General features: G+C 74.7%; 10 protein-coding genes and 1 riboswitch. Of the genes, 8 read left to right on the forward strand and 2 right to left on the reverse strand.

Annotated elements, in window-relative coordinates; genetic code table 11:
- Positions 1-4: 4 nt before the first annotated feature.
- The 4 genes from ACIQBJ_RS28185 to ACIQBJ_RS28200 all read left to right on the forward strand — a co-directional run bounded on the left by ACIQBJ_RS28185 (position 5) and on the right by ACIQBJ_RS28200 (position 3,834).
- A complete protein-coding gene (locus ACIQBJ_RS28185; RefSeq protein ID WP_400716007.1) occupies positions 5-502 on the forward strand; it encodes a MaoC family dehydratase in 498 nt (165 codons plus the stop codon).
- A gap of 140 nt (positions 503-642) precedes the next feature.
- Entirely contained in the window at positions 643-1,845 is a 1,203-nt protein-coding gene (locus tag ACIQBJ_RS28190) for an acyl-CoA dehydrogenase family protein (RefSeq protein ID WP_400716009.1), read from the forward strand.
- A gap of 446 nt (positions 1,846-2,291) precedes the next feature.
- The gene (locus ACIQBJ_RS28195) at positions 2,292-2,969 is read left to right on the forward strand and encodes a phosphatidylserine decarboxylase (protein ID WP_400716011.1); all 678 of its coding nucleotides are present in this window, start codon (positions 2,292-2,294) and stop codon (positions 2,967-2,969) included.
- A complete protein-coding gene (locus tag ACIQBJ_RS28200; RefSeq protein ID WP_400716013.1) occupies positions 2,956-3,834 on the forward strand; it encodes a CDP-alcohol phosphatidyltransferase family protein in 879 nt (292 codons plus the stop codon). The genes ACIQBJ_RS28195 and ACIQBJ_RS28200 overlap by 14 nt, the downstream gene beginning before the upstream one ends.
- 121 nt (positions 3,835-3,955) lie before the next feature.
- Here the strand turns inward: ACIQBJ_RS28200 and ACIQBJ_RS28205 are convergent, their stop codons facing one another.
- Together ACIQBJ_RS28205 and ACIQBJ_RS28210 are read right to left on the reverse strand one after the other, a co-directional pair.
- Complete coding sequence (locus ACIQBJ_RS28205) at positions 3,956-5,293, reverse strand: hypothetical protein (RefSeq protein WP_400716015.1); 1,338 nt, start codon at positions 5,291-5,293, stop codon at positions 3,956-3,958.
- 462 nt (positions 5,294-5,755) lie between these two features.
- Positions 5,756-6,874, reverse strand: coding sequence for an alpha/beta hydrolase family protein (locus ACIQBJ_RS28210; protein WP_400716017.1), 1,119 nt, complete (start codon positions 6,872-6,874; stop codon positions 5,756-5,758).
- A gap of 243 nt (positions 6,875-7,117) precedes the next feature.
- Positions 7,118-7,199, forward strand: a riboswitch (cobalamin riboswitch).
- A gap of 53 nt (positions 7,200-7,252) precedes the next feature.
- Here ACIQBJ_RS28210 and ACIQBJ_RS28215 point away from each other — a divergent pair.
- From ACIQBJ_RS28215 to cobO, 4 genes are all read left to right on the forward strand, one after another.
- Positions 7,253-8,194, forward strand: a complete 942-nt coding sequence (locus ACIQBJ_RS28215) for a cobalamin biosynthesis protein (RefSeq protein WP_400716019.1) — start codon at positions 7,253-7,255, stop codon at positions 8,192-8,194.
- An 82-nt stretch (positions 8,195-8,276) separates the two neighbouring features.
- The gene (locus ACIQBJ_RS28220; RefSeq protein WP_400716021.1) at positions 8,277-9,824 is read left to right on the forward strand and encodes a cobyric acid synthase; all 1,548 of its coding nucleotides are present in this window, start codon (positions 8,277-8,279) and stop codon (positions 9,822-9,824) included.
- A 35-nt stretch (positions 9,825-9,859) separates the two neighbouring features.
- The gene (locus ACIQBJ_RS28225) at positions 9,860-11,887 is read left to right on the forward strand and encodes a putative cobaltochelatase (RefSeq protein ID WP_400716324.1); all 2,028 of its coding nucleotides are present in this window, start codon (positions 9,860-9,862) and stop codon (positions 11,885-11,887) included.
- 5 nt (positions 11,888-11,892) lie between these two features.
- Positions 11,893-12,489 carry a cob(I)yrinic acid a,c-diamide adenosyltransferase gene (gene cobO / locus ACIQBJ_RS28230; protein WP_400716023.1) on the forward strand — a complete coding sequence of 199 codons (597 nt, stop codon included), beginning with the start codon at positions 11,893-11,895 and terminating at the stop codon, positions 12,487-12,489.
- The last annotated feature ends 4 nt before the right edge of the window (positions 12,490-12,493 follow it).

Genomic DNA, 12,493 nt, shown 5'->3' on the forward strand with positions numbered 1-12,493 from the left:
CGCGATGCAGTTCGGACGCACCTACGAGGAGTTCGAGGTCGGCGCGGTCTACAAGCACTGGCCCGGGAAGACCGTCACCGAGTACGACGACCACCTGTTCTGCCTGCTCACCATGAACCACCACCCGTTGCACCTGGACGCCAACTACGCGACCACCACCGTGCAGGGCCGGAACGTCGTGGTCGGCAACTACGTCTACTCGCTGCTGCTGGGCATGAGCGTCGAGGACGTCTCCGGCAAGGCGCTCGCCAACCTGGAGATCGAGTCGCTGCGCCACATCGCGCCGACCTTCCACGGCGACACCCTCTACGGCGAGACCACGGTCCTCGACAAGAACATGACCTCGAAGCCGGACCGCGGCATCGTGTACGTCGAGACCAAGGGCTACAAGCAGGACGGCACCGTGGTCTGCGTCTTCCGCCGCAAGGTGATGGTGCCGACCGAGCAGTACCTGAAGGAGCGCGGCGGCGACCAGCCCGGCCGCCCCGAGCCGCTGGCCTGACCCCTCCCCCAGACCCCGGACGGGCGGGCCGCCGTCATCGGCCCAGCCCCTACCCGGTTCCCGGGGGCTCCGCGGCAGCCACGCGCCGCGGAGCCCCCCAACCCTCACCCCTTCTTCTCCCCCAGTTACGGAGCCGCACGATGGGACGCCTCGCACAGACCGACGGCCTCACCGAGATCCAGCGGGACATCCTCGCCACCGTGCGGGAGTTCGTCGACAAGGAGATCATCCCGGTCGCCACCGAGCTGGAGCACCGGGACGAGTACCCGACCGCCATCGTCGAGGGCATGAAGCAGCTCGGCCTGTTCGGCCTGACCATCCCCGAGGAGTTCGGCGGCCTCGGCGAGTCGCTGCTCACCTACGCCCTGGTGGTGGAGGAGATCGCCCGCGGCTGGATGTCGGTCTCCGGCATCGTCAACACCCACTTCATCGTGGCGCACATGATCAACGCGCACGGCACCCAGGAGCAGAAGGACTACTTCCTGCCGAAGATGGCGGCCGGCGAGCTGCGCGGCGCCTTCTCGATGTCCGAGCCGGGCCTCGGCTCCGATGTGTCGGCGATCTCCACCAAGGGCGTCAAGGACGGGGAGTTCTACGTCCTGAACGGCCAGAAGATGTGGCTGACCAACGGCGGCACCTCCAGCGTCGTCGCGGTGCTCTGCAAGACCGACGAGGGCGGCAGCACCCCGTACAAGAACATGACCACCTTCCTGATCGAGAAGACCCCGGGCTTCGGGCCGAACGAGACCGTTCCCGGCCTCACCGTGCCCGGCAAGATCGAGAAGATGGGCTACAAGGGCGTCGACACCACCGAGCTGGTGCTGCAGGACGTCCGCGTCCCGGCGGACCGGATCCTCGGCGGCGTCCCCGGCAAGGGCTTCTACCAGATGATGGACGGCGTCGAGGTCGGCCGGGTCAACGTCGCCGCCCGCGGCTGCGGCGTCGCCCGCCGCGCCTTCGAGCTGGGCATCGCCTACGCCCAGCAGCGGGTCACCTTCGGCAAGAAGATCTCCGAGCACCAGGCGATCCAGTTCAAGCTGGCCGAGATGGCCACCAAGGTCGAGGCCGCGCACCAGATGATGGTGATGGCCGCCCGCAAGAAGGACAGCGGGCAGCGCAACGACCTGGAGGCCGGCATGGCCAAGTACCTGGCCTCCGAGTACTGCAAGGAGGTCGTCGAGGACTCCTTCCGGATCCACGGCGGCTACGGCTTCTCCAAGGAGTACGAGATCGAGCGGCTGTACCGGGAGGCCCCGATGCTGCTGATCGGTGAAGGTACGGCGGAGATTCAGAAGATGATCGTGGGCCGCCGGCTGCTGGAGGAGTACAAGCTCGCCGACTGAGGCCCTCAGGACGTTCCCTCCCCAGGCCGGACCGCGGGCGTGCGGTCCCGTGTCCGGCCGCCCCGCCGCGCCCGTCCCCGGCTTGGTCGGCCGACCCTCGGCGGACGCGGCGCACGAGGCGGCCGACCAGCGCGTTTCCCCGGACGCGCGCCGGTCGGTCGCCTCCGTGCACCCGCCGTGACTGGCGTGTCGCTGAGACGTGAATCACCCGTGACCCGGGAGTCCTTGGGGAACCGACCCCCCTCCGGTTACGGTCGTACACATAGCAGGTGTACGACTCGGCAGGCAGGCGTAGTTCGACTAGCAGGCGGCTTGCCCAGATACCGGCAGGTCCCGATAGCATCCACCGGGACAGCAGCCGTCCCAGACAACTCGATCCCCGCGGTGGCCCCCGTCCAGGGGCCATTCAGTGTCCCCGCGCGGGGCCCGCGACCAAAAGGTCTTCGATGCCCATCAGCCCGTCCCCTCTCACCTCCGCCCAGGGTCCCGGACCCGAAGGGAGGCGTCCTCGCGTCACGATCGCGCGCGGCGCCACCCCGTGGTTCGTGCCCACGCTGGCCACCGCCGCCGTGACGACCGCCCTCACCCGGCGTTCCGGCAAGTGGGCCTTGGCTGCCGTACCGGCCTGCGCGCTCAGCGCGGGCATGCTGTGGTTCTTCCGCGACCCCGAGCGTGAGATCGGCCCCGGCCGGGTCATCTCCCCCGCCGACGGCGTGGTCCAGTCCATCGACGAGTGGCCGGACGGCCGGACTCGCGTCGCCGTGTTCATGAGCCCGCTCAACGTCCACGTCAACCGCGCGCCGCTGGCCGGCACGGTGACGTCCGTGGAGCACATCGCCGGTGGGTACGTCCCGGCGTTCAACAAGGACAGCGACCGCAACGAGCGTGTCGTGTGGCACTTCGACACCGAGCTCGGCGACATCGAGATGGTGCAGATCGCGGGTGCTGTGGCCCGCCGCATCGTCCCCTACATGGACGCCGGCACCAAGGTCGAGCAGGGCGAGCGGGTCGGCCTGATCCGCTTCGGCTCCCGCGTCGACACCTACCTGCCGGCGGGCGTCGAGGTCGGCGTCACGGTCGGCCAGAAGACCACCGCCGGGGTGACTCGCCTTGACCGTGACTGATCCTGAGACCCTCGTCTCCCTCGGCGACGAGGAGGAGACCGACCTCCGCCGCCGCCGCTGGGCGCGGGACCGCGAACTGCGGGCCCCCCGCTCCCCCCAGCACCTGTCCACCGCCGACTTCCTGACCCTCGGCAACGCCGTCTGCGGCTTCCTGGCGATCTACTCGATCACCACCGGAATCCTGATGCCGCACCTGACCGGCGAGTCCAGCGCCCCGGTCAAGCACAGCGCCGCCACCGCGGTGACGCTGCTGCTGATCGGCGCGATGTGCGACCTCTTCGACGGCCTGGTGGCGCGCAAGCTGCGCTCCTCCGCGCTCGGCGCCGAGCTCGACAACCTCGCCGACCTGATCAGCTTCGGCATCGCGCCGGCCTACTTCGTCGCGGTCTGGGGCATCGTCTCCCCCGGCTCCGACCAGCGGCTGTCCGCGCTGATCGCGCTGACCGTGCTGCTCGCGGTGGTGCTGCGGCTGGCCCGCTTCTCCGCCGTGAAGATGCGGCCGGGGATCTTCCAGGGCATGCCCTGCCCGATGGGCGCGATGACGGTGATCGCCATCGTGCTGCTCGACCCGCCGTTCGTCCCGGGCCTGCTGATGATCTTCGGCGTGGCCTACCTGATGGTCAGCCGGATCGAGTACCCGAAGCCGCAGGGCCTGCTGGCCACCGCCACCCTGGCCTGGATCGTCGTCTCCATCGGCTGCCTGGCCTCCTGGGCCGCGGGCCTGCCCGGCGGCGACACCCTGATGCACGTCGGCGCGGTCGCCCAGATCGCGCTGGCCGCGATGGCGCCGCTGCTGGTGATCCGCCGCAAGGTCGGCGAGAAGGTGGGCGTGGTCCGCGCCCGCCGCGCCGAGAACCGGGGCTGAGCCCCGGACCCGCACAGCAGGAAGCCGCCCGCCCGGAGATTCTCCGGGCGGGCGGCTTCCTGCTGTGCGGTTCTTCCGTCTCGCTTCCGTCTCCCGCAGTTCCCCGCGCCCGTGACGGGGCTTACGCGCCGCCGGTGTGGACGGAGAAGGCGCTGCGGCGGGCGGCGCGGGCGACGGCCGGGTCCGGGTGGACCGAGGCCACGGCGGTCAGCACGCTGGCGGCGCGCGGGTGGCCGGACTGGCGGGCCCGGTTGAACAGGCGGACGGGCTCGCCCGCGGACGCGCCCTCGACGTGGCCGACCAGCAGGTTGGTCTCGCCGTGGTCGAGGACGGCGGCGGCGGTGTCGACCCAGAGCCAGGCGGCGTCCTCCGCCCCCAGCACGTCGGCCGGGGACGCGCCCCCCTCGTCCAGCTGTTCGGCCAGCCAGAGCAGCGCGTAGGGCCGCAGGACGGCCTCCTCGACGGCGGCTCGGACGCCCTGCTCGGCGGTGGAGCCGGCCACCACCCGGAGCGCCTCGAAGGCGAGGCCGCGGACCAGGGCGTCCTCGCCGCGGGCGGCTTCGAGGAGTTCGGCCACCGCGCGGTCGGCGGGGCGGGCGGCGACCCAGGCCCGGAACTCGGCGCGGGCCGGTCCGGGGCTGTAGTCGGCGCAGGCGCCGAGCAGTTCGACGGCGCTCTGCTCGATGTGGCCGGCGGCGGTCTGCGCGACGGTGCAGATCTCCTCCAGCTTGGCCCGGACCGCCCAGTGGCCGAGCGGCGAGAGCTCGGCGGCCTCGTCCCGGCGGGCGAGCGCGCCGACGGCGGCCAGGCCGTCGAGCATCCAGTCCAGGACGGCGGCGACGTCGGCGGGCGAGTGCGGGGTGTCGATCTGCGGTTCGCGGCAGGTGCCGCGGACCGCGGAGACCGCGGAGGCGGCGTGCGGCACCGGGGAGAGCGGAATCGTTCCGCTGCTCGGGCCGAGCCGGCGCTCGTCGAGGCCGCGGCGGAGCAGTTCGAGCAGTTCGCTGTCGGCGACCGGCCCGTCCACCAGGTGCAGGAAGGACAGCAGCTGGGGCGCCTGGTCGACGGCCTGGCCGGCCAGCTGGGCGAAGACGCCGCGCAGCGCGGCGGGCGGGACGGGGGCGAGCAGCGTCCAGGCGTCGAACAGCGCGGACCAGCCGCGGACCACGGCCTCGTCGTCGCGCTCCCAGGCGTGCAGGCGCCAGCCGGGGCCGGCGCCGCCGTCGCGGAGCTCGACCAGGCCGACCAGCAGGGCCTGGCCCCAGGCGTTGGCGGCGGCCCCGACGGTCATCGCGAGGGCCCGGCCGGCGGCGCGGGCGTCCTCGGGGAGGAGTTCGCCGCGCTTGTCGACCTCGGTCAGCTCGCCGGCCCAGCGGGCGACCCGGACGGCGTCGGCGAGCATCCGGCGGGCGGCCGGGGCCAGCTCGGCGGGTGCCGGGAAGCCGTCCGGCACGGGCACGCGGCCGCGTCCCGGCTTGGCGGGGACCCGGCGGCGGGCAGCGGGGGGCGGGGGAGCCTCGGCACGGCCGACGGCCGTACCGGGCAGACGGGTCACCGTCGCACCGGTGCGGTGGGGCGGCGGGTGCGGGGCATCACGGTCGCGCGGGTTCCGAGACGTCACGCCGTGCAGTCTTCCCCTTGTACGGGCCTTCTGTCACATCGACCGGCGGCCTGTCTCGGCCCGTCGGCCGAACCGTTCGAACAGCGTAGGAGCAATCCCGGACGAACCGGGGCAAATCATTCCACTTTACGTCATGTTCATGGCGGGATTCGGCGGCGGCCCCCGCCCGATCGCTCGGGGACGGAGACGCGGCAGTCCGGATTCCGGTTCCCGCGTCTCCGCCATCCGTCGTCCGTCGTCCGTCGTCCGTCGTCCGTCGTGGGCCGTCCGCCGCCCGCCGCCCGTCCCGGAGCGGGGTGCTCAGAGCAGCGGGGTCAGGAAACGGCGCAGCGCCTCGTCGTACCCCGCCGGGTCGGCGTTCCGGAGGGCGGCGTGCTCGGCCTGTGGCACCGGGTGCAGGCTCACCAGGTCGTCGCGCTCCTCGGCGAGGCGCCGGGCGGCCGCCCACGGGGCGACCGGGTCGTCGGGGCTGTGCAGCAGCAGGGCGGGCGAGGACAGGTCGGCGCCGGAGGCGATCCGGGCGAAGTCGGCCAGGTCGACGCCGGTGCGGCCCTGCGCGGCCAGCGCGCCCAGTTCGCCGAGGGCCGGGGAGGACCAGGCCCGGGTGGTCTCCCGGCGGACGGTGCCGTTCCAGTCGAGCACCGGGGAGTCCAGCACCAGCCCGGCGATCCGCTCCCGCCAGGTGGAGCGGGCCGCGGTGTGCAGGGCGATGGTCGCGCCGACCGACCAGCCGTACAGCACGACCTTGCCGGCGCCCTGGGCGAGCGCGTACCGGACGGCGGCGTCGACGTCGTGCCACTCGGTCTCGCCGAAGTGGCCGAGGCCGTCCGCGGAGGGGGCGGTGTCCCGGTCGCCGCGGTAGCTGACGGTCAGGGTGGGCAGCCGCAGCGCGTGCAGCAGCGGCAGCACCGGCAGGGCCTGCTCGCGGTCGGCGCCGGGGCCGTGGACCAGCACCACCCAGGTGCCGCGGACACCGGCGGTGCGCCAGGCCGGGAGGTTGCCCAGGTCGCCGGCCACCGCGATCTCGGTGTGGTCGAGGCCGAGCGCGGTGCGCGGGTCGCCGCGCAGGACCCGGGGCGTGACCCGGACCTCGGTGCCGACGGCGAGGGTTCCCTGCTCGGCCCGCTCCAGCCGCCGGGTGACCAGGCCGCCGCGCTCCTCCAGCACCTCGCCGACCACGGCGTGGCCGTCCCCGTCCCACTCCAGCGCGTACTGGCCGCGCCGCACCGTGTCCGGCGTCGCGGTCAGCACCACCCGGCCCGGCCCCAGGGCCCGCACCACGGCGGGCGGCGGCACGAACGCGGCGCCGCCGCCCGACCTGACCACCTGCTCCGACACTCTCCGGCCGAGCGCCAGGAAGGCCGCCACCCCGGTTCCTGCGGCGGCGGCTGCGACGACGGCGGCGGTTCCCCAACGCATGGCGGTCTCCCGGGTGCTGACGGTCTGTCCCCCTCCAGTGCACCCGCCCCGGCCCCGGACGGCGAATCGGGACGGCGCGGCGGGTGACCCGAACGCCTGCGGCGGGGCCGGCGGCGGGGCGTGGTCGGGGCACCCGGGCTGAGCTGGGGGCTTGGGGGGTGGTGTGTGACCAAACGCTCTGTGGGGTCGGTTGACTGGTCGGAAGGGGGCGTGGTGGGATCTTCGGGCCAAACGGAGGCAAGCAGAGGAAGCCGGTGCGAGTCCGGCGCGGTCCCGCCACTGTGACCGTTCGCCCCATGCGGGGTGAGGGGAAGTCAGGAGACTCTGGCCGCCGTTCCGTCGATCCAGGGCGCGGACCCTGAGTGAGGACACGACGCCATGCGGGCTGCCCCGTACCTGGTGGGCGCGATCGCGGGTCATCTCGCGGACGCCCGGTTCGGCGATCCCCGGCGCGGGCATCCCGTCGCGCTGTTCGGCGCCGCGGCGTCCCGGTTGGAGCGCCGGATGTGGCGCGACGACCGCGGGGCCGGGGCGGCGTACACGGCGCTGGCGGTGGGGGCGGTCGCGGGCGGGGCGGCGCTGGCCGCGCGCGCGGTGCGGCGTTCGCCGGCGGCGAGCGCCGGGCTGACGGCGGCGGCCGTGTTCACCGTCCTCGGCGGGACGTCCCTGACCCGGGAGGCCCGCACCATCGGGCGCTCGCTCGCGGACGGGGACCTGACGGCCGCCCGGGAGCGGCTGCCGCACCTGTGCGGGCGCGACCCGTCCGGGCTGGACGAGCAGCAGGTCGCCCGGGCGGTGGTGGAGTCGGTGGCCGAGAACACCGCCGACGCGGTGGTGAACGCCCTGGTGTGGGGCGCGCTGGCGGGCGCGCCGGGCCTGCTGGCGTTCCGCGCGGTGAACACCCTGGACGCGATGGTGGGGCACCGGTCGGCCCGGTACCGCCGGTTCGGCTGGGCCTCGGCCCGGCTGGACGACGTCGCGGGCTGGCCGGGGGCCCGGCTGACGGCGCTGCTGACGGTGGCCGCCGCGGACTCCCCCGCCCGGGCGTGGCGGGTCTGGCGGCGGGACGGCTCCGCGCACCCGAGCCCGAACGCGGGCCAGGCCGAGTCGGCGTTCGCGGGCGCGCTGGGCGTGCGGCTGGGCGGGACGCTGCGCTACGGCGAGCGGGTCGAGCACCGGCCGGTGCTGGGCGCGGAGCTCCCGCCGGTGGCCGTCCCCGACATCGAACGCGCCTGCCGGCTCTCCCGCCGGGTCGGCGTCCTCGCCCTGGCGGCGACGCTCGCCGGGCGGGCGGTCCTGGCCGGACGGCGGCGCGGGTGAGCGCGGCCGCCGCGCGGTCCGTCCCCCGTCCTCTTCCTCCCCTGCTCCCCGAATTTCCCCTGCTCCCCGAAGGAGTCCCGCTGTGAGCGGCGCGTTGCTGGTGGCCGGTACGACCTCGGACGCCGGGAAGAGTGTGGTGACGGCGGGGATCTGCCGCTGGCTGCTGCGGCAGGGGGTGCGGGTGGCCCCGTTCAAGGCGCAGAACATGTCGCTGAACTCGTTCGTGACGGCCGACGGGGCCGAGATCGGGCGGGCGCAGGCGATGCAGGCGCAGGCGGCGGGGGTGGAGCCGGAGGCGGCGATGAACCCGGTGCTGCTGAAGCCGGGCGCGGACGGGCGCAGCCAGGTGGTGCTGCTGGGCCGGGCGGTCGCCGAAGTCGGGGCGCTGGACTACCGGGAGCGCAAACCGGTGCTGCTGGAGCGGTCGTTGGAGTGCCTGGCGGACCTGCGGTCGCGGTACGACGTGGTGGTGTGCGAGGGCGCGGGCTCCCCGGCGGAGATCAACCTGCGGGACCGGGACATCGCCAACATGGGCCTGGCGTCGGCGGCCCGGCTGCCGGTGGTGGTGGTCGGCGACATCGACCGGGGCGGCGTGTTCGCCTCGATGTTCGGGACGCTGGCGCTGCTGTCGCCGGACGACCAGTCGCTGATCGCCGGGTGGTTCGTCAACAAGTTCCGCGGCGACGCCCGGCTGCTGGCGCCGGGCCTGGAGATGCTGCGGCAGCTGACGGGGCGTCCGGTGCTGGGGACGTTCCCGATGCTGCAGGGCCTGTGGCTGGACGCGGAGGACTCGCTCGACCTGGCCTCGGTGGCGGCGCGCCCGGCGGCGGGCGGGCCGGTGGGGGCGGAAGTGCTGCGGGTCGCGGTGGTGCGCTTCCCCCGGCTGTCGAACTTCACGGACGTGGACGCGCTGGCGCAGGAGCCGGGCGTGCTGGTGCGCTGGGCGACCCGGCCGGAGGAGCTGGCGGACGCCGACCTGGTGGTGCTGCCGGGCACCAGGGCCACCGTCGCGGACCTGGCCTGGCTGCGCGCGCAGGGCCTGGCGGAGCCGCTGGCGGCGCGGGTCGCGGCGGGGCTGCCGGTGCTGGGGGTGTGCGGCGGCTACCAGATGCTGGGCCGGGAGATCGTCGACGAGGTGGAGTCGAGGGCGGGCGCGGTGGACGGCCTGGGGCTGCTGCCGACCCGGGTGGTGTTCGGCGCGGAGAAGGTGCTGGCCCGGCCGACGGGCACCGCGCTGGGCGAGCCGGTGGCCGGGTACGAGATCCACCACGGCGTGGTGGCGGTCGAGGGCGGCGAGGTGTTCGTCGCGGACACCGACGGGCGGGCGCTGGACGGCTGCCGGGTCGGCCCGGTGTGGGGCACCACCTGGCACGGCGTGCTGGAGAACGACGCGTTCCGCCGCCGGTTCCTGGCCGAGGCGGCCCGGGCGGCGGGGCGGGCCTTCGTCCCGGCCCTGGACACCTCGTTCGCCGCGGCCCGCGAGCAGCGCCTGGACGCACTGGGCGACCTGGTCGCGGAGCACGCCGACACGGACGCGCTGTGGAAGCTGATCGAGAACGGGGCACCGGCGGGCCTGCCGTTCGTGCCGCCCGGGGCCCCGGCCCCGCTGGAGATGGGGAGTAGCAAGTGACCGAGGCCCGTTATCCGTTCACGGCGATCGTGGGCATGGAGGACCTGCGGCTGGGGCTGCTGCTGAACGCGGTCTCGCCGGCCGTGGGCGGGGTGCTGGTGCGCGGGGAGAAGGGGACCGCGAAGTCGACGATGGTGCGGGCGCTGGCCGGGCTGCTGCCGTCGATCGCGGCGGTGGCGGGCTGCCGGTTCGCCTGCGACCCGGCGGCGCCGGACGGGCAGTGCCCGGACGGGCCGCACGCGGGGGCGGCGGCGGACGAACGCCCGGCGTTCCTGGTGGAGTTGCCGGTCGGCGTGTCCGAGGACCGGGTGGTCGGCTCGCTGGACCTGGAGCGGGCGCTCGCCGAGGGCGTGAAGGCGTACGAGCCGGGCCTGCTGGCGAAGGCGCACCGCGGCGTGCTGTACATCGACGAGGTGAACCTGCTGCAGGACCACCTGGTGGACCTGCTGCTGGACGCGGCGGCGATGGGGCGCTCGTACGTGGAGCGCGAGGGCGTGTCGGTGCGGCACGCGGCCCGGTTCCTGCTGGTCGGGACGATGAACCCGGAGGAGGGCGAGCTGCGGCCGCAGCTGCTGGACCGGTTCGGCCTGACAGTGGAGATCGCGGCGACCCGGGACGCGGACGAGCGCGCCGAGGTGGTGCGCCGCCGCCTGGCGTACGACGCCGACCCGGCCGGGTTCGCGGCGCGCTGGGACGGGCGGGAGCGGGAGCTGGCCGAACGGATCACCGCCGCCCGGGAGTTGCTGCCGGAGGTCGAGCTGTCGGACCTGGCACTGCGGCAGATCACCGCGGTCTGCGCGGCGTTCGAGGTGGACGGCCTGCGCGCGGACATCGTGATGGCCCGGACCGCGGTGGCGCTGGCCGCCTGGGCGGGGCGCATCGAGGTGCTGGAGGAGGACGTCCGCACGGCCGCCCGACTGGCGCTGCCGCACCGGCGCCGCCGCAACCCGTTCGACGCGCCGGGCCTGGACGAGGAGCAGCTGGACCGGACGCTGGCCGAGCACGCCCCGGAGGACGGGGACGACCCGGAGGGCGGGCCGGAGGGCGACGGCCCGGGCGACGGCGGCGGTGGCCCGGACGGCGGCGGCGCGCCGGAGCCGACCGACCCGTCCGGCCCGAACGGGCAGGCCGCGCCCGAGGATTCGGACACACCCGCCGACGCACCGGCCGACGCGCCGGCCGCGCCGCCGCAGCAACGGCCGGGCGGCGGGCGGGAGTCGGCCCCCGTGGCGTCCGAAAAGCCCTACCGGACACGGCTGTTCAAGGTGGACGGGACGGGCCGGGGCGCGCAGGGCCGCCGCTCCCCCGCCGAGACGGACGCCGGACACACCATCCGGGCGCGCCGTCCGCAGGGCCGGCTGGCCCGGCTGCACCTGAGCGCGACGCTGCGCGCGGCGGCCCCGCACCAGGTGGCGCGCGGCCGGGACGGGCGGGCGCTGGTGCTGACCCGGGACGACCTGCGGGAGCAGGTGCGCCGGGGCCGGGAGTCGAACCTGGTGCTGTTCGTGGTGGACGCCTCGGGCTCGATGGCGGCCCGGCAGCGGATGACGGCGGTCAAGGGCGCGGTGCTGTCGCTGCTGATGGACGCCTACCAGCGCCGCGACAAGATCGGCATGGTGACCTTCCGGGGCGCGGGCGCCGAGCTGGCGCTGCCGCCGACCTCCTCGGTGGAGGTGGGCGCGGCCCGGCTGGAGCAGTTGCCGACCGGCGGGCGGACCCCGCTGGAGGCGGGCCTGCTGCGGGCGCACGAGGTGCTGCGGGTGGAGCGGCTGCGCGACCCGGACCGGCGTCCGCTGCTGGTGGTGGTGACCGACGGCCGGGCCACCGGCGGCAAGGACGCGCTGGCCCGGTCGCGCCGGGCGGCCGGGCTGCTGGCCGCGCAGGGGGTGGCCGCGGTGGTGCTGGACTGCGAGTCCGGTCCCGTCCGACTGGGTCTGGCAAGGGAGTTGGCGGCGCACCTGAACGGCGACGCGGTGAGCCTGGACGAGCTGCGGGCCGAGGGTGTGGCCTCGCTGGTGCGCGAAACGCGCACCGGCATGACGACGACGCGAAAGGCGGCGTGAGCGGTATGCCCAAGGGAGTGGCGGAGAACGTCCCGGACGACGGCCTGACGACGCGTCAGCGCCGGACGCAGCCGATCACGGCGGTGCACACCGGGCCGGGCAAGGGGAAGTCGACGGCGGCGTTCGGGATGGCGCTGCGGGCCTGGAACCAGGGCTGGCCGATCGGGGTGTTCCAGTTCGTCAAGTCGGCGAAGTGGAAGGTCGGCGAGGAGAACGCGCTGCGGGTGCTCGGCGAGTCCGGGCAGGGCGGCACGGTGGCCTGGCACAAGATGGGTTCGGGCTGGTCCTGGGTGCAGCGCGACATCGAGTCCTCGGAGGAGGCGGCCCGGGAGGGCTGGGAGCAGGTCAAGCGCGACCTCGCCGCCGAGACGTACCGGTTCTACGTGCTGGACGAGTTCACCTACCCGCTGCACTGGGGGTGGATCGACGTGGCGGAGGTGGTCGAGGTGCTGCGGGACCGCCCGGGCAGCCAGCACGTGGTGGTGACGGGCCGGTACGCGCCCGAGCCGTTGACCGAACTGGCCGACCTGGTCACCGAGATGACCAAGGTGAAGCATCCGATGGACGCGGGCCGCAAGGGCCAGCGCGGTATCGAGTGGTAGCGAG

The sequence above is a fragment of the Kitasatospora sp. NPDC088391 genome (genome assembly GCF_044753345.1).
In the GTDB taxonomy this organism is placed as follows: Bacteria; Actinomycetota; Actinomycetes; order Streptomycetales; family Streptomycetaceae; genus Kitasatospora.